Origin of the sequence: Streptomyces sp. NPDC048566, from assembly GCF_043199735.1 — a bacterium.
Classification (GTDB): domain Bacteria; phylum Actinomycetota; class Actinomycetes; order Streptomycetales; family Streptomycetaceae; genus Streptomyces.
The window spans coordinates 47,307-66,544 of the sequence record NZ_JBICWL010000030.1 but is presented as its reverse complement, the minus strand read 5'-3'; the positions used below and the strand labels follow the sequence as shown (position 1 = coordinate 66,544).

Genomic DNA, 19,238 nt, shown 5'->3' with positions numbered 1-19,238 from the left:
TGTACGGCGGCGAGCGTCACTGCTTCTCAGACCCTTCAGCGGCGGGTACGGGGGGTTCGGCGTCGGCGTCGGACGAGGTGGGCGCCTGCGCGTGGACGAGCGCGGCCAGGTCGCCGAGCTCCTCGGGAAGTCTCGCGGACTCGCTGCGGCCGAGCCCGGCCATCTCGACGACGGTGACCCCGTCGTCGCCGGTGACGGCCCGGACCCAGACGCGGCGGCGCTGGATGAACAGCGAGCCGGCGAGCCCGAGGATCGCGGCGAACGCCCCGGCCAGCGCCCAGTCACTGCCGGGCTGCTGGGTGACCTGGAAGTTCGCCCACTCCTTGATGTCCTTGTCGAAGGTGATGGAGCCGGCGCCGTTCGGCAGCGTCATCGTCTCGCCCGGCCGCAGCCGCTTCTTGACGATGTCGCCCTTGGCGTCCTTGAACTGCTTCATGGCGGACGTGTCGAGCTGGTACACGTTCTGCGGCAGGCCCGCGTCGACGCCGAGGCTGCCGTGGAATCCGCTCACCGCGAGCACCGGGTAGTCGAGCGCCGGGAACTGGGAGAACATGTCGCCCTTGCCCGCGCCCGCGAAGGTCGGCACGAAGAAGGCGGAGAAGCCGAGCTGCTCGCTCGTGCCCCGCGCGTTCTTGTAGCCGTCCATGACCTTGACGGCGCCCTGCGAGGTGACGTTCGAGTCCAGCGGCAGCAGGGGCACGGCGTCGTGGAAGACGACCTTGCCCCTGCCGTCCCGGACGGTCACGGTGGGCGCGTAGCCGTGCGCGGTGAGGTAGACCTTCGAGTCGCCGATCACGAGCGGCTCGTTGACCTTGACGAGGGTCTGGTGCTCCTTGCCGTAGGCGCCGACGCTGTAGCCGATCGCCGCCTGGTAGGTGCGGGGGGTGCCCTTGTTGGGGCCGGTCCGCTCGTAGGTGCCGGTGAACTTCTTCAGGTCGAAGCTGAACGGGGTCAGGTCGTCGGTGCTGAAGAGGTTGCCGGACTTGAAGTCGTCGTAGGACACGAGCGTGTTGGAGAAGCCGTCGCCCTCGACGATCAGCTTGTTGCCCTCGGACTTGAACAGCTGGCCCCAGGCGAAGGCGACGAGCATCACGATCAGCGCGATGTGGAAGAGCAGGTTGCCGGTCTCCCGCAGGTAGCCCTTCTCCGCGGCGACGGCGTCCTTCTCGACGTGCGCGCGGAACCGCTTGCGCTTGAGCACCTCCAGGGCGGCCTCGCGGACCCGCTCGGGCTCGGCGTCGGTGCGCCAGGTCGCGTAGGCGGGCAGCCGGTCCAGCCGCCGGGGGGCGCCCGGCGGGCGTCCGCGCAGCTGGCCGACGAACTGCCAGGTGCGGGGCACGATGCAGCCGATGAGCGAGACGAACAGCAGGATGTAGATCGCGGAGAACCACACCGAGCTGTACACGTGGAACAGGCCGAGCCGCTCGTAGACCGGACCGAGCAGGCTGTGCGCGTCCTTGAACTCCTGGACCTTCGCCGCGTCGGTGCCGGACTGCGGGATCAGCGAGCCGGGGATGGCGCCGAGGGACAGCAGGAAGAGCAGGATCAGCGCGACCCGCATCGAGGTGAGCTGCCGCCAGAACCAGCGGACCCAGCCGGTCGCCTCGCGACCGGTCCAGGTGATCCAGCCCAGGGCGCCGGGCCCGCGGACACCGCCGAAGGAGCCGGGCACCGCCGTCTCGACGGGCGCGGTGGAGAGCTGGGAGCCCGCCGCGCCGAGTTCGCCGTCGGCGCTCGCCCCGATGTGCCGCTTGGGGCTCACCGGGTCGGGCGCGCGGCCGTCCCGCGGTGCGGCGGCGGACTCGGGCGTGTTGCCGGTGTCGGTCGTGCTCATCGATTCAGATCCCTACCGTGAAGCCGCCGGACCACGTCTGCATCTGCTGCACCAGGCTGTCCCAGGCCCCGGTGAGCAGGAGCACGCCGGTGACGATCATCATCGTGCCGCCGATCCGCATGACCCAGACGTAGTGGCGCTTGACCCAGCCGAACGCGCCGAGCGCCTTGCGGAAGGCGACGGCGGCGAGCACGAAGGGCACGCCGAGACCGACGCAGTACGCGACGGTCAGTATGGCCCCCCGGCCGGCGCTCGCCTGGTCCATGGAGAGCAGGTTCACGGACGTGAGGGTCGGTCCCAGGCACGGCGTCCAGCCGATGCCGAACAGCGCGCCCAGGAGCGGAGCGCCGGCGAGGCCGGTCACCGGACGCCGGTGGAAGCGGAACTCGCGCTGCGTGAGCCAGGGCATCAGCCCCATGAAGAACACGCCCATCGCGATCATCAGCACGCCGAGGATCTTGCTCAGCGCACCCTGGTACTCCTGGAGCGTCGACCCGAAGTAGCCGAACAGCGCCCCGCCGGAGACGAACACGACGGTGAAGCCGAGCACGAAGAGACTGGCGCCCCCGACCATCCGTCCCCGCCGCGCGTCCGCCAGGTCGGTGCCGCTGACCCCGGTGACGTAGGAGAGGTAGCCGGGGACGAGCGGCAGGACGCAGGGCGAGAAGAAGGAGACGAGTCCGCCGAGGACCGCGAGCGGCAGGGCGAGCAGCAGCGCGCCGCTGTAGACCGTGGTGTTCATGTCGGTCGACGCGGCGAGTGTCGTGGACGCGTGGAGAAGGGTCACGCCGGTCACTTCTCCGCGAGCACGGGGTCGAGCATCTCGCGCAGCTTTTCCTCGCTGAGCGCCTGGAGCGTGCGGGCCGCGATCTTCCCGTCCCGGTCGATGACGAGGGTCGAGGGGATCGTCTGCGGGTTGAGCGTGCCCTTGTCGAAGCGGAGCATCAGCTTGCCCGTCGGGTCGTACAGGCTCGGGTAGGTGACGCCCTTCTCCTTCTCGAACGCCTTCGCCGGAGCGGTGCTGGTGTCCCGGGTGTTGATGCCGACGAACTGCACGCCCTGCCCCGCGGTCTCCTTGGCGACCTTCACGAAGTTCGGCGCCTCGGCACGGCACGGCGGGCACCACGAGCCCCACACGTTGAGGACGACGACCTTGCCCTTGTAGTCGGCGACGTCGAGCTGCTTGCCGTCGACGGTCGGGCCGGAGAGGTCGGGGACGGCCACCCGGTCGCCCTTGGCGACCGTGGAGATGCCGTCCTTGCCGGCCACGAAGCCGCTGCCGCCCGATCCGCCCTTGGTGCCCCCCGAACCGCAGGCGGTCAGGGCGAGCGCGGCGACGGCGGCCCCGGCGGTCAGCAGGGCGGCGCGGCCACGGGAGCGGATCGGGCGCTGGTCAGCGCGGCAGGCGGCACTCATGTGAAAAGTTTCGCATGCCCGTTTCGGGGATCTTCCGCACCCCCCTTGCGGGTGGAAACCCGCATATCAGGCGGCCTGCCCCCGCAGGTACGCGTTCCAGCCACCGGCCGGCTGCTCGGCCACGTCCATCGACTGGAGCCGCGCCAGCACCTCCGGCCGCTGCACGTCGAGCCAGTCCACGAACTGCCGGAAGGAGACGATCCGCACGTCCGCTCCCTTGCTCTTCTCGTGGGCGATGTGCTCGAAGGCCTTCTCGACGGCGTCCATGTAGATGCCGCCGTTCCAGTCCTCGAAGTGGTTGCCGACGAAGAAGGGCGCCCTGTTCGTCTCGTATGCCCGCTTGAATCCCGCGATGTACGAGTTCGCCGCCTGGGTGCGCCAGCCCGGGTAGTTGTAGGAGGGCGCCCGGGTGGTGGCGATCGACTGGTTGGCGAGGATGTTGTAGTCCATGGACAGCACCTCGAAGCGGTGCCCGGGGAACGGGATGGCCTGGAGGGGCAGGTCCCACACCCCCTGCTTCTTGCGCGGCCAGCGCTGGACGCCGCCGGGCGAGGAGGCGTCGTAGCGCCAGCCGAGCTCGCGGGCGGTGGGCAGCAGGTTGTCCTGGCCGAGCAGGCACGGGGTCCGGGAGCCGATCAGTTCCTTGTCGTAGTCGAAGGGCAGCGCGGGCAGGTCGGTCCAGCCCGTGTTGGTGCGCCACTCGGTGACGAAGGACTTGGCCTGCTCGATCTCGCTGCGCCACTGCCGGGGCGTCCAGTTGGCGACCGATCCGGAACCGGCGCAGAAGTGGCCGTTGAAGTGGGTGCCGATCTCGTGCCCTTCGAGCCAGGCCCGGCGCACCAGCTTCAGGGTGGCCCGCACGTGGTCGTCGTTGAGGTAGCCGATGTCCGAGGCGCCGCGCGGGTTGTTGGGCGGGTCGTAGAGCCGCTTCTTCGACTCGGGCAGCAGGTAGAGCCCGGAGAGGAAGAACGTCATGTGCGCGTCGTTCTCCTGGGCGAGCCGCAGGAAGCGGTCGAACAGACCGGTGCCGACCTCGCCGGCGCCGTCCCAGGAGAAGACCACGAACTGCGGCGGGGTCTGGCCGGGCTCCAGCGGTTCGGGCTGCGCGGGCTGGTGCGGCTGAGCGCCGGTGTAGGCAGTGGAGCCGTCACCGATGGGGCGCGCGGTCCGCTTCGGCGCGCCGGGTGACGGGCTGCCCGCGGTGGGGGAACCACCGGGATGTCCCACGGGGTCCTTCCGGGCGCTGGTGCCGCACGCCGCGAGTCCGAGCCCGGCCGCCGCACCTGCCCCGAGACCGATCATTCCCCTCCGGCTGACGTCCCGCATACCGTCCTCGTTTCATCGCACTCTCTCAGCTGGCTCTCAGCTGGCACCCCATGAGAGGGCACGATGACGCCGCGGGTTCCGCTTAACGCGCTCAGATTTATATGATTTTACGAAGATGCGCTCTTTTGGCCGGACTGGGGAGGTCTGCCGCCTTTGGCGGCTCCGCCGACCCGGCGGGTTCCGCGGCCGGACCGCCGGGTCGTGCGGCCGGACCGCCCCGGCGGTCCGGCCGCTCAGGCCCTCAGGCCCCGAACGCCTTGCCCTGGCCCTTCACCGGCTTGGCACCCGCCAGGAGGTGAGCCGGAACCAGATCGCGCGCGGGCTCGCTGTAGCCCACGGAGACGATCCTGTCGCCGCGGTAGGTGAAGGTCGTCAGGGACGCCAGCGTGCACTGCCGCTTGCGCGGGTCGTGCCACAGCCGCCGCTTCTCCGCGTAACTGCGCACGATCCAGATCGGCAGCTGGTGACTCACCAGCACCGCCTCGTGGCCGCGCGCCGCGTCCTTGGCGGCGTCCAGCGCGCCCATCATCCGCACGACCTGGTCGACATAGGGCTCCCCCCACGACGGCTTGAACGGGTTGACGAGGTGCTTCCAGTTCTCCGGCCGCCGCAGCGCGCCGTCGCCGACGCCGAAGGTCTTGCCCTGGAAGACGTTGTCCGCCTCGATGAGCCGCCCGTCGGTCGCCAGGTCGAGACCGTGCGCCTTGGCGATCGGCGTCGCCGTCTCCTGCGCCCGCTCCAGCGGCGAGGCCACGACGTGCGTGACGTCGCGCGGCGCGAGGTGCTCGGCCACCCGGTCGGCCATCCGCCGGCCCAGCTCGGACAGGTGGTAGCCGGGCAGCCGCCCGTAGAGCACCCCGTCCGGGTTGGCGACCTCGCCGTGCCGCATCAGGTGGACGACGGTGATGTCGTCAGCGCCGCCGTGGGTACCGATGGACTCGCTCATGCCGTGGCCTCCGCCGCTGCCCGCGCCGCCGCCGGAAGGGCGTCGGCGATCCGCTGTACCGCCTGGTCGTCGTGGGCCGTCGACACGAACCACGACTCGAACGAGGACGGCGGCAGGTACACGCCCTGCGCCAGCATCGCGTGGAAGAACGCGGTGTAGCGGAACGACTCCTGCGCCCGCGCCCCCTCGTAGTCGCGCACCTCGCGCCCGGTGAAGAACACCGAGAACATGTTGGAGGCGCTCTGCAGGCGGTGGGTCACGCCCTCCTTGGCCAGCGCCTCCGTCACCAGCCCCCGGATGCGCTCCGAGACCGCGTCGACCTTCGCGTACGCGGCGTCGTCGAGCAGCCGCAGCTGGGCGAGGCCGGCGGCGGTGGCGACGGGGTTCCCCGACAGCGTGCCCGCCTGGTACACCGGCCCGGCCGGCGCGAGGTGCGCCATGACGTCCGCGCGACCGCCGAACGCGGCGGCCGGGAACCCGCCGCCCATCACCTTGCCGAAGGTCATCAGGTCGGGGCGCACCCCGTCGATCCCGTACCAGCCCGCCCTGCTGGTGCGGAAGCCGGTCATCACCTCGTCGGAGATGTACAGGGCGCCGTTCTTCGCGCAGGCGTCCTTCAGCCCCTGGTTGAAGCCGGGGGCCGGCGGCACCACGCCCATGTTGCCGGGCGACGCCTCGGTGATCACGCAGGCGATCTCGCCGGGGTGCGCGTGGAAGGCGGCCTGCACGGCCTCCAGGTCGTTGTACGGCAGCACGATGGTGTCGCCGGCCTGGGCGCCGGTGACCCCGGGGGTGTCCGGCAGCGCGAACGTGGCGACACCGCTGCCCGCCGCCGCGAGCAGCGAGTCGACGTGGCCGTGGTAGCAGCCCGCGAACTTGATCACCTTGGCCCGCCGGGTGAACCCGCGGGCCAGCCGGATGGCCGACATGGTGGCCTCGGTGCCGCTGGAGACGAGCCGGACCTGCTCCACGGGCTCGATCCGGGCGACGATCTCCTCCGCGAGGGCGACCTCGCCCTCGCCGGGCGTACCGAAGGACGTGCCGCGCGAGACGGCCTGCTGGACGGCGGCGACGACCTCGGGGTGGGAGTGCCCGAGGATCATCGGCCCCCAGGAGCAGACGAGGTCGACGTACTCGCGGCCGTCCGCGTCGGTGAGGTACGGACCGGTTCCGGACACCATGAACCGGGGCGTACCGCCCACGGCCCGGAAGGCTCGCACCGGCGAGTTCACGCCACCTGGCGTGACGGCGCCCGCACGGTCGAACAGCGACTGCGAGGCTGGGGCTTCGTAGGGATAAGGCAGTTCGGTCATGACCTGCGACGTCTCCGACTCCGGGGGGCTAGTGACCACCTCAGGGTAGGCCAGCCCTCCCCGGTGCCCGGGAGGGGAAGAACGGGGAACCGTGAACGGACGGGCGCGGCCCTCCGTACGGCTCCAGAGAGGAATGATCCCGGCCATCGCGGAGGGGCGGCGAGGAGCCCGGCACCACAACCGGCCTCCTCCGCCCGGCCATCTGCGAAACTGGGAGCACGGACGGACAGCTCACATGAACCATGGTGTTCAGGGGCCGGAAGATCCCGCGGACAGGTGTTTCGCCGTACGTTTCGGCGTGCGGCCGTGGGGGAGGTCACTGTCACGATGATCGGGTTGCGTGGCGGGGGTCGCGCGCCTTAGAAAAGCAGTCGGGTGGAGATATGCATCGCGGTGGCGGACTGGGCGAGGGGACCGACGACCTCGGTCCTCGGCGTGCCCGGCGGGGAAGGCACCGACGCGAGGCGGAGGAAGCCGCGGGCAGACGGGCAGGACAGGCACAGGGACCGCAGGACGACGCCGAACCGGGCGACGGCACGGTGAAGCGGCTGAGGGCGGGAAGCGGGAATGGTGGCCGGGTGGGGGTGACGTACAAATACTTCGGCGCACCGGACGGCGCGACGGCGGCCCGGGTCCCCATCTCCATGCGCCCCGAGGAACTCGGCGGCGACGAACTCGGCATGAACGGCATGTTCACCAAGATCAAGCCGGAGACGATGGCCGCGATGGTCCTCACCGGCATAGAGGGCGTCCCCCTGCACAAGGTCCCGCCGCTCGAACTGGTCGTCCTCCATCCCGACTACGCCGTGGTCAAGCTCCCCATGACGGTCGTCGACCCGCTGCGCGGCATCGGCGAGGAGGCGGTGGGCGCGGCGGCCTTCATCTGGTCCACGGTCCCCGACCGCGGCGGACCGCGCGACGCGTTCAACGTGTACCAGCTGCTGCACGAGTGGCAGGACTTCTCGCACCGCCTCCACGAGGCGGGGCACCAGCCGTACTGCCTGGTGTGGCCCTGAGCTGGGGTTTCGTGAGGGTCGGGCGGGGTCTTCGGGCCTCGCCCTTTTGCGTGCCGGGGAGGGGCCGTCAGGCGGCCAGGGCACATTGAGGGCACATGGGTTTCGCCGGGGGCACTGATGTGCCCTGGGTGCCGGGCCGGTCGTCCTCGTCGACACCACCTCCCGCGAGATCCTGCGCCTGCGGGTCCGCCGAGAGCCGTCGCCGCCGCGGCCGACGAGACCGAGTTCTTCGCCCTGCTGGAGGCCACCGGTGTGAGCGTGCGGCTCAAGCGCGGCCCGTCCGGCGACGCCCTCGGCTGCAACTTCGCCCTGCCCGGCGACACCAACGACAAGGGCGAGCCGGTCTTCTACTCCGGCTCCACCCTCGCCCCCGACCTCTCCCTCCCCCAGATCCGCCGGCGTCTCGCCACCGCCAGCCCCGAACCGGTCACCGTCCGGCCGGGCAATCCGTGGCACCAGGCGACCGCCGCCACCGAACGCATCCCCCACCACCTCACCCACGGCGACGACCCCACAGCCCCAGTCGGCACGGCGACGCTGATTACGGCCGCGCGGACACCTTGGGAGTGAGCAGTTCCAGCGCCTCCTCCCAGCGGTAGCGGTCGGCCCCGCCGCCGGCCTTCGGCCGATGCGGCACATACGAACCGACCAGGACGCCCATCTCCCGCAACCGCTCCAGGCTCTGCCGGTACGCGGGAAGGGCGGCCTGGGCCGAGTTCACGTACGGCAGAACGGCCGTGGGGATGCCCATGCCGTACGCCTCGCACAGGATGCCCAGGGCAAGGGTGTCGGATATCCCTGCCGCCCACTTGTTGACCGTATTGAAGGTGGCCGGCGCCACCGCGATGGCGTCGGCGGGCGGCAGCGGACGAGGATCCCTGGGGGAGCGCCAGGCCGAGCGGATGGGGTAGCCGGTCTGGGCCCCTACCGCCTCCGTATCGACGAAGCCCAGGCCCTGCGGAGTGGCCACTATGCCCACGTCCCAGTTCGCCTCCTGAGCAGCCGTGATCAGCTTGCCGACGCTGTCGGCGACTCCGGCCGCGCACACGACGACGTACAGGAACGGCTTCTTTTCCGGTGCTTGCGGCTCGATCACGTGAAGCCCCCCAGAGGCAGCTCGTGTCGATGGGCCGCCAGCATGGCAGCCAGGGCTTCCGGGCCGATCTGGCTCAGCGCCCAGAGGCTGCTGATCTCTCGGGACCGCCGCCAGAGTGGGCCTCCCGTATCCACAGGGGTGTGGAAAGCCAGCACAGGGATGCCATGGACATCGAACCGAGCCAGGCCGAGGTAGCGCCAGCCGCCCGTGCCGCAGAGATAGTGGGTGCTGCCGGTGGCCGCGGCTAGATCGGCAAGTCGCTCCGAGCGGCCTCCTCGGGTCGGAATCGCGCTGCTGTCCAGTACCTCGCCGCTCCAGCCCAACGCGGTCAGCAGGGCGACCGTCGATGCCCTGGCAACGTCGGAGACACGGTCGGTCGCCTCGAACTCATCGAGAACCGCCTCCAGGACTTCACGCACCGCGGGCCAGTGGTGGCTGCGGCCGTAGTACTGCCGAATCAAAAGACTCACGGTGCGACGGGAGCGGCCGGGCTCGGCGAGCCGCGCCTGACTGATCAGCGTCGGGCGCCCGTCGGGCAGATGCGTAGGAAGCGTGAGCCACTGCTGATGTGCGGGCTCGTCCAGTGCCGCAAGGCGGGCCCGGTGCTGATAGTCGCGCCGGGCAAACTGGACGTCGCCGAGAACGATCCACCGGTCGGCGGCGTACAGCTTGGCCAACGTGGACAGCCGCGGAAAAAGGTTCGGCTGGTGGATCGCGCACACCCCGCCCGGCGGCCCGACGCGCGGTGACTCAGGTACTGATGAGGCGGCTGTCGAATCCGCCGTGTAGAAGGCGCTCGTAAGCGTCATACACATCCCCCGGTACGTCCTGCGCGACGGCGAACCCGAGCTTCGGGTACTCGATCACCCGTTGCAGGTCACCAACGAGCATGTCGACAACGAGCTTCTCGTCGCCGATCGACTTGATGTAGTCGTCCAGCTCCAGCGGCTCGGACGCACACACGACCTCGACCTCCGGCCACAACTTGCGGCACGTCGCGTACGAGCGACGCTCCATGTACGGCTTGGAGATCAGCAGCAGCGAGTCGACCGCGATACCGGCTCCGGCCAGCAGCTCACGGGAGAAGGTGATGTTCTGGCCGGTGTTCGCCGCCTTCGCCTCGACCAGGATCGCCTCGTCCGGCACACCCAGACTCAGAGCGTGCTCGCGGTAATGGACCGCTTCGCCGCGCGGGAAGCGGGCCCGGGTGGTGGGGCTGTTGCCGCCGCTGAAGACCACGACCGGGAAGAGGCCGGCGCGGTAGAGGTCGGCGGCCGCCGTGGCGACACCGAGGTCGTGGCTGCCCAGGCCGATCGCCGCCGAGCAGGGCCGCTGCTCGTGGCCCATCTGGTGGTAGTTCCAGATCAGCGTCGCGTCGTGGAACTGCTCGTCGGTGATCTGGCGCTGCTCGTGCTCCGGCACTGGCACTCCCTGGCTCATCCCTGCTGGTCCTTCCGGATGCCCTCGATGCTGCGCAGCTGGTGGCTCAGCCCGTACTGGCGAGCCACCTGTGCCGCCTGATCGAGGACGGACAGCCCATCATTCCGGGTCGCCGCATCCGACAGAAGGATGTGCCCGTACGCGGTGTCCAACCGCACCCGCTGCATCGGGGAGTCGACCGTGCCGGTGGTCCGCGCGATGTCGATGTAATGCAGGGCCTGCTTCAGGTCGCCGGCGCCGCGGTGGGCCAGGGCCAGTTTCTGGTGGGCGACCGACCAGTCCTCCGGCTCGCCCAGGTCCTCGAAGGAGCGAGTGGCCTCGACCATGACGCCGGTCGCGTACTCGTTGTCGCCCTCCTTGCTCAGCGCCGTACCCACCCACAGCCGCGCTCTGGCACGGTCACGCGGGCTCAGGCGCTGGTCCCCAGCGAGGAGTTCGTAGTGGCGAGCGGAGGATTCCAACTGGCCCGACATCTCCTGGACGACGGCCAGGGACAGCTCGATCTGAGCCACCCGGCGCGGGATGTCGAGTTCGGTGAACATCCCGCGAGCGGTCACGTAGGAGTGCCGGGCTGAGAGTGGGCCGAGGATCGCGCCCTGATCGCGCTGGAGGTCACCAAGGAGCACGAGGGAACGGCCGTACAAATAGAGGCCCTTGTCGTCCAGCTGCTGCGGTGCGCGGCTGCCCAGCCAGCGGTTCAACAGGGTTGAGGCGAACGGGAAGTCCTGGCGGCTGATGCAGACAACAGCGCGCTCGATGTCCTCGGTCCAGAGGCGGGGCACCAGCCCTATTGCCTGGTGTGGCCCCGAAGCGAGGATTCGGGGGAGATCCTCCGGCAGCCGCCCCTGGTCCGGAGCGTTCCGCCGTGCGCGGGTCCCGGCGCCCGCCGTGCGACCGGTTGGCGGGTGTCGTGGCGCGGGACCAGGGCGAGCCCGGCGGAGTAGGCTGATCGGCTCCGGTCCCGTCACCCATCGAGGTCGCCATGGAGTTCCCCGACACGCCCTCGAGCGGTTACGCCGAGGTTCACGTCACCGCCGCCTCGCCCGCGGTGGCGCGCCGTGTGGCGGAGGTCCTCCGCCACTGCTTCGCCACCACCGAGCAGCGCAGCTATCCCGCCGGCGCCGAGGGCGGGACCCGACTCGAACTCACCGTGGACACCACACGCGCCGCGGAGCCCGCACGCTCCTGGCTGGAATCCAGCCGCTGGGCCGGCCACGCCGACCGGGATCCCGGTCGGGACTGAGCCGGGCGTCGCGCAGCCGCATCCGGCGCGTCCACCCGGAGCCGCCGGAGGCCGGAGCCCGTAAGGAGGTTCGTACGGACGCCGTCCGGGAGTAGCCTGAGAGCATCGGGAGTTCCCGCACACCGGCCCCGCTGCCGGTCTCGTTCCCGATGACAACAGCGCCGGGCGGATCCTGCCACGACTCGGATCGGCGGACAGGTCGTACCGTCATGCCCCTGAGCACCGCAGCCTCTCCGCTGCCCGTCGAGCCCTTCAGGACTCCGTCCGTCCGCCTCTCCCTGCGACAGGTGACCCCCTCCTCCCCGAGGAGCGGCCCGGACGGCGCCTGGTGGCCACGCTCCCACGACCTGGCACAGGAACTCTCCGAGCTGGCCGACGTCCTCGACCCCTTGTGGGGCCGTCTCACCCACGTCGCGGCCAACCCGCGTCACTGGCCCGCCACCCCGGACGGAACCATCGTCGTCAACGATCACGCGGTGAGGGTCGACTGGTTCCCCTCGGGCCTGAATCCCCACAGAATTCTCCTGCGGTCCTCCTCCGCCGGAGACTGGGACCTGCTCGTGGTACCGCCGCGTACCGCCGCGCCGTCGGCCGCCCGGCTGATGAACGCCGCGGGTGCGGCGGGCGGAAGCGGCCGTCGGCCGTGGCCGCGCGGATGACGGCACGGCCCGAGCGGTGGATCGCCGCCACCCGGGCGTCCGTGTCTCCTCTCCCCGGCCACGACCGGCCGGGACGCGGCCGAGGCACCCGTCCGTGCCCCGTGCGGTGAAACGGGCCCGCCCCGGCCCACCGCTCCCCGCCACCGCCTGCCCACCGGCCCCCTGCCCCCCTGCCCCCCTGCCCCCCTGCCGATGATGTGACAGATACCCCTACGGGGTACCGGCGCTTCGGGGGCCGGCGGCGCGCCCGCGATCCCGCTCGCGACTCCGGCGATGCGGGGCGGGGACACCCGCGGAAACACCGACCGGGCCGCGGTCGATCTCCGGGGTTCCGCGACGCACCCGGGACGGTGCGCAGACGTGTCGCGTCCGATCGGGTCAACTGCGCTGCCGTGCGCGGCCGACGCGACACGCCGACGGCGTTTCGCGAACGGGCAGGTCAACACGGTGGGGTGTTCGCCCCTGTGGGCGAACGGCGCGGCGGGCCGACCGGGCGGCGGGGATGCGCCGGGCGTGCGTCCCAAGTGGTGGACCGCCCGGATCGGATTGACGGTGGATCACGTCGGACCGGGTCGTGTGTGCTGACAAGAGGTCAGCTGCCCGGTCGTGACGGAAGGACTCCGACCATGCGATCTGCCCGCACGCTCCTCGCCGCCGCGACGGCCACCGCCGCCCTCGCGATCGCCGCCCCCGGCGCCTACGCCCTGTCGACGGGCGACTGGGGCCACGACGACTCCTCGTCCTCGCACAGCAAGGACCACGACTCCTCCGGCAAGGAGAAGGAGCACGACCAGGACGGCGAGCACGACAAGGGCTCGTGGGAGAAGCCGAACGGCGGCATGCACACCGGCGGCGGCGCGCTGACGCTCAAGACGGACGACTCGTCCTCCTGGAGCAAGGAGCACGACAAGGACGGCGAGCACGACAAGGGCTCGTGGGAGAAGCCGAACGGCGGCATGCACACCGGCGGCGGCGCCCTGACGCTCAAGACGGACGACTCGTCCTCCTGGAGCAAGGAGCACGACAAGGACGGCGAGCACGACAAGGGCTCCTGGGAGAAGCCGAACGGCGGCATGCACACCGGCGGCGGCGCCCTGACGCTCAAGACGGACGACTCCTCCAAGGGCGACAAGAAGTACGACCCGGAGACCTACAAGGACAAGAACTCCTCGGACCACGAGAAGGGCTCCTGGAACTCCGAGCAGGACAAGGGCTCGTGGGACGAGCACGGCAAGGGCGAGGAGGAGAGGCCGCACGGCGGCATGCACACCGGTGGCGGCGGGCTCGCCACGCCGGGTGTCACGGCCGGCGGTGTCGCGGTCCTCGGTGTCGCGGCGGCGGGTGTCTACGCGCTGCGCCGCAGGAACGCCGCGGGCGGTGTGGCCTGACCATGCCTGACGACATAGCGGTCCGGGCCGCCACCCCACGTTCCTCGTGGCGGCCCGGCCGGCTTCCCGTCGGCAGCCGGTACGGTCCCCGTCCGGTTTCGGGTAGCGCGGGGCGCGCCCTCCACGGCTCGCCCCGGCCGCTCCCCCGCAGGCCCCGCTCCCCCGCCCCGCCCGCGGCCCCCGCGCCGCCGGCCGGCACCCCCCGCTCCGCCGGCGCCCCGCGCCCCCGGCCGGCGCCGCGACTCCCGGCGCCGCGGGTGCTCCCGCCGCCTCCCGCGGTGACCCGTCCCCGTGCTCGTTCCGCTGCCCGACCCGATGAGGTGGTGCCCGATGGCAGCCCGGTCGTCCTCTCCCGCCGAGACCCGCACCCCCCGGCGCCGTCTGACCTGGTTCGTGTGGTGCGCGGGCATCGCGGTCCTCGTGGCCACGAGCGTGTTCCGCGGTCACGACGACCCGGCCGGCCCCCCGCACACCTCGCGCGCCGCCGCCGCACCGGCCGCCTCCGCCGACGCGTCCTCCGGGGCGCGTCCCTCCGTCAAGCACCTCCCGCGCGCCGAGCCGACCCGGCTACTCATCCCGAAGATCGAGGTGAACGCCCCGTTCACCGAGCTGGCGATCGACGACTCGGGACGGCTCCAGCCGCCTCCCGCGGACGACGTGAACCTCGTCGGCTGGTACGCCAAGGGCGTCTCGCCCGGCGAACGCGGGGCGGCGATCATCGCCGGCCACGTCGACACCAAGACCTCCGCCGCCGTCTTCGCCGGTCTGAGCGACCTGCGCAAGGGCGACCGGTTCAGCGTCGAGCGGTCCGACGGCCGGACGGCGACGTTCGTCGTCGACAGCGCGGACACCTTCGCCAAGGACGACTTCCCCGACGACCGGGTGTACGCCGACACCCCGGACGCCCAGGTCCGCCTCATCACCTGCGCCGGCACCTACGACCGGTCCGCCAAGGACTACACCGACAACCTGGTGGTCTTCGCGCACCTCGTCTGACGGACGGGGCGCGGCCGGGCGCACCGGCCGCGCCCCGCTCCCGGCTCATCCCCCGCCGGGGCCGCCCCCTCGCCCGCCGTCAGCGCCGTGCCGCGCGCTCGGCGAGCGCGATGTTGAGTTCGAGCACGTTGACACGGGGCTCGCCGACGAAGCCGAGGGTGCGGCCCTCGGTGTGCTCCCGGACCAGCCCGCGCACCTCGGCGACCGGGAGCCGGTTCCGCTCGGCGACGCGGTGGACCTGGAGGGCGGCGTAGGCCGGGGAGATGTCCGGGTCGAGGCCGGAGCCGGAGGAGGTGACCGCGTCGGGCGGCACGTCGGAGGGCCTGACCCGGTGGCCGGCGGTCGAGTTGTCCTCGACGACCGCGGCCCTGGCCTCCTCGATCCAGGCGATCAGGTCCGCGTTGTCGCCGGAGCGGTTGGTCGCGCCGGACACGATCAGGTCGTATCCGGTGTTGACGCTGTTGGTGCCCAGGCCGTTGCGCGGCCGGCCCTGGAACCACCTCAGGTCGGGTTCCGGGGTCTTCTGTCCCTTCTTCAGCGGCAGGTCGTACGCCTGGCCGATCAGCGAGGAGCCGACGACCCTGCCGTGCGCGGTGATCTCCGAGCCGTTCGCCCTGCCGGGGAACAGGGTCTGCGCCACCCCGGTGACGGCGAGCGGGTAGAGCACGCCCGTCACCAGGGTGAGCACCAGCAGAGCGCGGAGTCCGGCCCAGAGCAACCGGGCGGTGGTGGTGACCGAGTGGTTCATGAGTCAGCCGATTCCGGGGATGAGGGAGATGAGCAGGTCGACGAGCTTGATGCCGACGAAGGGGGCGACGAGGCCGCCGAGCCCGTAGACGGCCAGGTTGCGCCGCAGCAGCCGGTCCGCGCTGAGCGGCCGGTACCGCACCCCGCGCAGGGCGAGCGGAACGAGCGCGATGATGATCAGCGCGTTGAAGACGACCGCCGACAGGATCGCGGAGTCGGGCGAGGACAGGCGCATCACGTTGAGCCGGTCCAGCCCCGGGTACACCGCCGCGAACAGCGCCGGGATGATCGCGAAGTACTTGGCGACGTCGTTGGCGATGGAGAACGTCGTCAACGCGCCCCGCGTGATCAGCAGCTGCTTGCCGATCTCGACGATCTCGATGAGCTTGGTCGGGTTGGAGTCGAGGTCGACCATGTTGCCGGCCTCCTTGGCGGCCGACGTGCCCGTGTTCATCGCGACGCCGACGTCCGCCTGGGCGAGGGCGGGGGCGTCGTTGGTGCCGTCGCCGGTCATCGCCACGAGCTTGCCGCCCGCCTGCTCCCGCCTGATGAGCGCCATCTTGTCCTCGGGGGTCGCCTCCGCGAGGAAGTCGTCGACGCCCGCCTCCTCGGCGATCGCCTTCGCCGTCAACGGGTTGTCGCCCGTGATCATGACGGTCCTGATGCCCATGCGGCGCAGCTCGTCGAACCGCTCCCGCATGCCCTCCTTGACGACGTCCTTGAGGTGGACGACACCGAGGACCCGGGCGCCCCGGGCGTCCTCCACCGCCACCAGCAGCGGGGTGCCGCCCGCCGCGGAGATCGCGTCGCAGAGCGTCCCGGCGTCCTCGGGCACGGTGCCGCCCCGTTCCCTCACCCACGCCGTGACCGACCCGGCGGCGCCCTTGCGGACGCTGCGCCCGCCGACGTCCACACCCGACATCCGGGTCTGGGCGGTGAAGGCGACCCACGCGGCGCCGGACAGCTCGCCCCGGTGGCGTTCGCGCAGCCCGTACTCCTCCTTGGCGAGGACCACGACGGAGCGGCCCTCGGGCGTCTCGTCGGCCAGCGAGGAGAGCTGGGCCGCGTCGGCGAGGTCGGCCTCGTCCGTGCCGGCCACCGGGAGGAACGCGGCGGCCTGCCGGTTGCCGAGGGTGATGGTGCCGGTCTTGTCGAGGAGCAGCGTCGACACGTCCCCGGCGGCCTCGACGGCCCGGCCGGACATCGCCAGGACGTTGCGCTGCACCAGCCGGTCCATGCCGGCGATGCCGATCGCGGAGAGCAGCGCGCCGATGGTGGTCGGGATCAGGCAGACCAGCAGGGCCACCAGGACGACCAGGGTGAGGTGCGTGCCGGCGTAGTCCGCGAAGGGCGGCAGGGTGGCCACCGCGAGCAGGAAGACGATGGTGAGGGACGCGAGGAGGATGTTCAGCGCGATCTCGTTGGGCGTCTTCTGCCGTGCGGCGCCCTCGACGAGGGCGATCATCCGGTCGATGAAGGTCTCCCCGGGCTTGGTCGTGATCTCGACGACGACGCGGTCGGAGAGGACCTTCGTGCCGCCGGTGACGGCCGAGCGGTCGCCGCCCGACTCCCGGATGACCGGGGCGGATTCGCCGGTGACGGCGGACTCGTCCACGGAGGCCACGCCCTCGACGACGTCGCCGTCGCCGGGAATGACGTCGCCCGCCTCGCAGACCACCCGGTCCCCGACGCGCAGAGCGGTGCCGGGCACCGGCTCCTCGGTGCGGCCGTCGGCCCCGAGCCGGCGGGCGACGGTGTCGGTCCTGGCCCTGCGCAGGGTGTCGGCCTGCGCCTTGCCCCGCCCCTCGGCCACCGCCTCCGCCAGGTTGGCGAAGACGACGGTGAGCCACAGCCAGGCGCTGATCGCCCAGCCGAACCAGTCGCCCGGGTCCGAGACGGCGCACGCGGTGGTCAGCACGGAGCCGACGAGGACCACGAACATCACGGGCGACCTGACCATGATCCGCGGGTCCAGCTTGCGCAGGGCGTCGGGCAGCGACCGCAGGAGCTGCCGCGGGGCGAAGAGGTTCGGGCCGGCCGCGCCGGCCCGCCCCTCGTCCCGCCGGTGGCCGGTCGGCAGGTCGCCGTGCGGCGCCCGCGCCGGGGTGACTGTGGACATGGCGTCCTCTGCATTCTCGGTACGCGTGGTCATGACGCCAGCCCCTCGGCCAGCGGGCCCAAAGCGAGGGCGGGGAAGTAGGTCAGGCCGGTGATGACGAGGATCGCCCCCACCAGCAGACCGCTGAACAGTGGTTTCTCGGTGCGCAGGGTGCCGGCGGTGGCCGGTACCGGCTGCTGCTCGGCGAGCGATCCGGCGAGCGCGAGGACGAACACCATCGGCAGGAACCGGCCGAGCAGCATGGCGAGCCCGATGGTGGTGTTGAACCACTGCGTGTCGGCGTTCAGCCCCGCGAAGGCGGAGCCGTTGTTGTTGGCGCCGGAGGTGTAGGCGTACAGGATCTCGGAGAAGCCGTGCGCCCCGCTGTTGGTCATCGAGTGGCCCGGGGTGGGCAGCGCCATCGCGGCGGCGGTGAAGACGAGGACGAGCGCCGGGGTGACGAGGAGGTACAGCGCCGCGCACGTGATCTCGCGGGTGCCGATCTTCTTCCCCAGGTACTCCGGGGTGCGGCCGACCATCAGGCCGGCGATGAAGACCGCGATGACCGCCATGATCAGCATGCCGTAGAGGCCCGACCCGACACCGCCGGGCGCGATCTCGCCGAGCTGCATGCCCAGCAGGTTCAGACCGCCGCCGAAGCCGGTGTTGGAGGAGTGGAAGGAGTCCACCGCTCCGGTCGAGGTGAGCGTCGTGGAGACCGAGAAGATCGCCGAGGCCGCCACGCCGAAGCGGGTCTCCTTGCCCTCCGTCGCGCCGCCCGCGAGGTCGAACGCCGGACCGTGGTGGGCGAACTCGGTCCACATCATCAGCGCGACGAACCCGACCCAGACCGCCGCCATCGTGGCGAGGATGGCGTAGCCCTGGCGCAGCGAGCCGACCATCCGGCCGAAGGTGCGGGTGAGGGCGAACGGGACGAGCAGGATCAGGAAGACCTCGAAGAGGTTGGTGAACGGGGTGGGGTTCTCGAAGGGGTGGGCGCTGTTGGCGTTGAAGTAGCCGCCGCCGTTGGTGCCCAGCTCCTTGATGGCCTCCTGGGAGGCGACCGCGCCGCCGTTCCACTGCTGCGCGCCGCCGGTGAGGTTGCCCACCTCGTGGATGCCGGAGAAGTTCTGGATCACCCCGCAGGCGGCGAGCACGATCGCCGCGATCACCGAGACCGGCAGCAGGACGCGGACGGTTCCGCGTACCAGGTCGGACCAGAAGTTGCCCAGTTCGCCCGTGCGGGACCGGGCGAAGCCGCGCACGAGGGCGACGGCGACCGCCATGCCGACCGCGGCGGACACGAAGTTCTGCACCGCCAGTCCGCCGGTCTGCAGGACGTGGCCCATGGACTGCTCGCCGGCGTACGACTGCCAGTTGGTGTTCGACACGAAGGACGCGGCGGTGTTGAACGCCTGGTCCGGGTCGATGGCGGCGAAGCCGAGCGAGCCGGGCAGGTGCCCCTGGAGCCGCTGGAGGAGGTAGAGGACGAGGACGCCGACCGCCGAGAAGGCGAGCACACCGCGCAGGTAGGCGGGCCAGCGCATCTCGGTGTCGGGGTCGGCGCCGATGCCGCGGTAGATCCACTTCTCGACGCGCAGGTGCCGGTCGGAGGAGTAGACCCGGGCCATGTGGTCGCCGAGGGGACGGTGGGCGAGGGCCAGTGCCGCCATGAGGGCGAGCAGCTGGAGGACGCCGGCGAGGACGGGGCTCATGACGG

17 protein-coding genes and 2 pseudogenes are annotated in these 19,238 nt (G+C 71.4%); 6 read left to right on the top strand and 13 right to left on the bottom strand.

Going from position 1 to position 19,238, the window contains the following annotated elements:
- Positions 1–16: 16 nt before the first annotated feature.
- From ACGFS9_RS29315 to hemL, 6 genes are all read right to left on the bottom strand, one after another.
- A complete protein-coding gene (locus tag ACGFS9_RS29315; RefSeq protein ID WP_393257242.1) occupies positions 17–1,834 on the bottom strand; it encodes a cytochrome c biogenesis protein ResB in 1,818 nt (605 codons plus the stop codon).
- 4 nt (positions 1,835–1,838) lie between these two features.
- Entirely contained in the window at positions 1,839–2,576 is a 738-nt protein-coding gene (locus tag ACGFS9_RS29310) for a cytochrome c biogenesis CcdA family protein (protein WP_393257254.1), read from the bottom strand.
- 50 nt (positions 2,577–2,626) lie between these two features.
- Positions 2,627–3,250, bottom strand: a complete 624-nt coding sequence (locus ACGFS9_RS29305) for a TlpA family protein disulfide reductase (RefSeq protein ID WP_393257241.1) — start codon at positions 3,248–3,250, stop codon at positions 2,627–2,629.
- A 66-nt stretch (positions 3,251–3,316) separates the two neighbouring features.
- Positions 3,317–4,576 carry a hypothetical protein gene (locus ACGFS9_RS29300; protein ID WP_393257240.1) on the bottom strand — a complete coding sequence of 420 codons (1,260 nt, stop codon included), beginning with the start codon at positions 4,574–4,576 and terminating at the stop codon, positions 3,317–3,319.
- A 241-nt stretch (positions 4,577–4,817) separates the two neighbouring features.
- Positions 4,818–5,522: a histidine phosphatase family protein gene (locus ACGFS9_RS29295; RefSeq protein ID WP_393257239.1), complete on the bottom strand. Its 705-nt coding sequence runs from the start codon at positions 5,520–5,522 to the stop codon at positions 4,818–4,820.
- Positions 5,519–6,835, bottom strand: coding sequence for a glutamate-1-semialdehyde 2,1-aminomutase (hemL, locus tag ACGFS9_RS29290; protein ID WP_393257238.1), 1,317 nt, complete (start codon positions 6,833–6,835; stop codon positions 5,519–5,521). The genes ACGFS9_RS29295 and hemL overlap by 4 nt, the downstream gene beginning before the upstream one ends.
- Positions 6,836–7,218: 383 nt before the next feature.
- Here hemL and ACGFS9_RS29285 point away from each other — a divergent pair, with 383 nt between their 5' ends.
- Together ACGFS9_RS29285 and ACGFS9_RS29280 are read left to right on the top strand one after the other, a co-directional pair.
- Entirely contained in the window at positions 7,219–7,851 is a 633-nt protein-coding gene (locus ACGFS9_RS29285) for a hypothetical protein (protein WP_393257237.1), read from the top strand.
- Positions 7,852–8,005: 154 nt separating this feature from the next.
- Positions 8,006–8,370: pseudogene (locus ACGFS9_RS29280) on the top strand (mobilization protein); the annotation flags it as partial.
- Between the two features lie 22 nt (positions 8,371–8,392).
- Here the strand turns inward: ACGFS9_RS29280 and ACGFS9_RS29275 are convergent.
- The 4 genes and pseudogenes from ACGFS9_RS29275 to ACGFS9_RS29260 form a co-directional block, all read right to left on the bottom strand.
- Positions 8,393–8,947, bottom strand: a complete 555-nt coding sequence (locus ACGFS9_RS29275) for a flavoprotein (protein ID WP_393257236.1) — start codon at positions 8,945–8,947, stop codon at positions 8,393–8,395.
- Positions 8,944–9,669, bottom strand: a complete 726-nt coding sequence (locus ACGFS9_RS29270; RefSeq protein ID WP_393257253.1) for a WbqC family protein — start codon at positions 9,667–9,669, stop codon at positions 8,944–8,946. The genes ACGFS9_RS29275 and ACGFS9_RS29270 overlap by 4 nt, the downstream gene beginning before the upstream one ends.
- A gap of 28 nt (positions 9,670–9,697) precedes the next feature.
- The gene (locus ACGFS9_RS29265) at positions 9,698–10,387 is read right to left on the bottom strand and encodes a YdcF family protein (protein ID WP_393257235.1); all 690 of its coding nucleotides are present in this window, start codon (positions 10,385–10,387) and stop codon (positions 9,698–9,700) included.
- A pseudogene (locus tag ACGFS9_RS29260) lies at positions 10,384–11,157 on the bottom strand (hypothetical protein); the annotation flags it as partial. The pseudogene ACGFS9_RS29260 and the gene ACGFS9_RS29265, both read right to left, overlap by 4 nt.
- Before the next feature lie 212 nt (positions 11,158–11,369).
- On the opposite strand from ACGFS9_RS29260, the gene ACGFS9_RS29255 reads away from it, so the two are divergent.
- The 4 genes from ACGFS9_RS29255 (at position 11,370) to ACGFS9_RS29240 (ending at position 14,673) form a co-directional block, all read left to right on the top strand.
- The gene (locus ACGFS9_RS29255; RefSeq protein WP_393257234.1) at positions 11,370–11,630 is read left to right on the top strand and encodes a hypothetical protein; all 261 of its coding nucleotides are present in this window, start codon (positions 11,370–11,372) and stop codon (positions 11,628–11,630) included.
- A gap of 209 nt (positions 11,631–11,839) precedes the next feature.
- Positions 11,840–12,289: a DUF5994 family protein gene (locus tag ACGFS9_RS29250; protein WP_393257233.1), complete on the top strand. Its 450-nt coding sequence runs from the start codon at positions 11,840–11,842 to the stop codon at positions 12,287–12,289.
- 626 nt (positions 12,290–12,915) lie between these two features.
- The gene (locus tag ACGFS9_RS29245) at positions 12,916–13,677 is read left to right on the top strand and encodes a hypothetical protein (RefSeq protein WP_393257232.1); all 762 of its coding nucleotides are present in this window, start codon (positions 12,916–12,918) and stop codon (positions 13,675–13,677) included.
- A gap of 330 nt (positions 13,678–14,007) precedes the next feature.
- Entirely contained in the window at positions 14,008–14,673 is a 666-nt protein-coding gene (locus ACGFS9_RS29240) for a class F sortase (protein ID WP_393257231.1), read from the top strand.
- A gap of 79 nt (positions 14,674–14,752) precedes the next feature.
- On the opposite strand, the gene ACGFS9_RS29235 is transcribed toward ACGFS9_RS29240, so the two are convergent.
- From ACGFS9_RS29235 to kdpA, 3 genes are read right to left on the bottom strand one after another with little or no spacing between them, the layout of a single operon-like run.
- Positions 14,753–15,421 carry a potassium-transporting ATPase subunit C gene (locus ACGFS9_RS29235; protein ID WP_393257230.1) on the bottom strand — a complete coding sequence of 223 codons (669 nt, stop codon included), beginning with the start codon at positions 15,419–15,421 and terminating at the stop codon, positions 14,753–14,755.
- Positions 15,422–15,424: 3 nt separating this feature from the next.
- A complete protein-coding gene (kdpB, locus tag ACGFS9_RS29230; protein WP_393257229.1) occupies positions 15,425–17,572 on the bottom strand; it encodes a potassium-transporting ATPase subunit KdpB in 2,148 nt (715 codons plus the stop codon).
- Positions 17,569–19,233, bottom strand: a complete 1,665-nt coding sequence (kdpA, locus tag ACGFS9_RS29225; RefSeq protein ID WP_393257228.1) for a potassium-transporting ATPase subunit KdpA — start codon at positions 19,231–19,233, stop codon at positions 17,569–17,571. The genes kdpB and kdpA overlap by 4 nt, the downstream gene beginning before the upstream one ends.
- Between the last annotated feature and the right edge of the window lie 5 nt (positions 19,234–19,238).

Coding starts and splice junctions, on each gene's coding strand:
- ACGFS9_RS29315 (WP_393257242.1), bottom strand. CDS start 1,834: ATGAGCACGACCGACACCGGCAACACGCCCGAGTCCGCCGCCGCACCG.
- ACGFS9_RS29310 (WP_393257254.1), bottom strand. CDS start 2,576: ATGAACACCACGGTCTACAGCGGCGCGCTGCTGCTCGCCCTGCCGCTC.
- ACGFS9_RS29305 (WP_393257241.1), bottom strand. CDS start 3,250: ATGAGTGCCGCCTGCCGCGCTGACCAGCGCCCGATCCGCTCCCGTGGC.
- ACGFS9_RS29300 (WP_393257240.1), bottom strand. CDS start 4,576: ATGCGGGACGTCAGCCGGAGGGGAATGATCGGTCTCGGGGCAGGTGCG.
- ACGFS9_RS29295 (WP_393257239.1), bottom strand. CDS start 5,522: ATGAGCGAGTCCATCGGTACCCACGGCGGCGCTGACGACATCACCGTC.
- hemL (WP_393257238.1), bottom strand. CDS start 6,835: ATGACCGAACTGCCTTATCCCTACGAAGCCCCAGCCTCGCAGTCGCTG.
- ACGFS9_RS29285 (WP_393257237.1), top strand. CDS start 7,219: ATGCATCGCGGTGGCGGACTGGGCGAGGGGACCGACGACCTCGGTCCT.
- ACGFS9_RS29265 (WP_393257235.1), bottom strand. CDS start 10,387: ATGAGCCAGGGAGTGCCAGTGCCGGAGCACGAGCAGCGCCAGATCACC.
- ACGFS9_RS29255 (WP_393257234.1), top strand. CDS start 11,370: ATGGAGTTCCCCGACACGCCCTCGAGCGGTTACGCCGAGGTTCACGTC.
- ACGFS9_RS29250 (WP_393257233.1), top strand. CDS start 11,840: ATGCCCCTGAGCACCGCAGCCTCTCCGCTGCCCGTCGAGCCCTTCAGG.
- ACGFS9_RS29245 (WP_393257232.1), top strand. CDS start 12,916: ATGCGATCTGCCCGCACGCTCCTCGCCGCCGCGACGGCCACCGCCGCC.
- ACGFS9_RS29240 (WP_393257231.1), top strand. CDS start 14,008: ATGGCAGCCCGGTCGTCCTCTCCCGCCGAGACCCGCACCCCCCGGCGC.
- ACGFS9_RS29235 (WP_393257230.1), bottom strand. CDS start 15,421: ATGAACCACTCGGTCACCACCACCGCCCGGTTGCTCTGGGCCGGACTC.
- kdpB (WP_393257229.1), bottom strand. CDS start 17,572: ATGACCACGCGTACCGAGAATGCAGAGGACGCCATGTCCACAGTCACC.
- kdpA (WP_393257228.1), bottom strand. CDS start 19,233: ATGAGCCCCGTCCTCGCCGGCGTCCTCCAGCTGCTCGCCCTCATGGCG.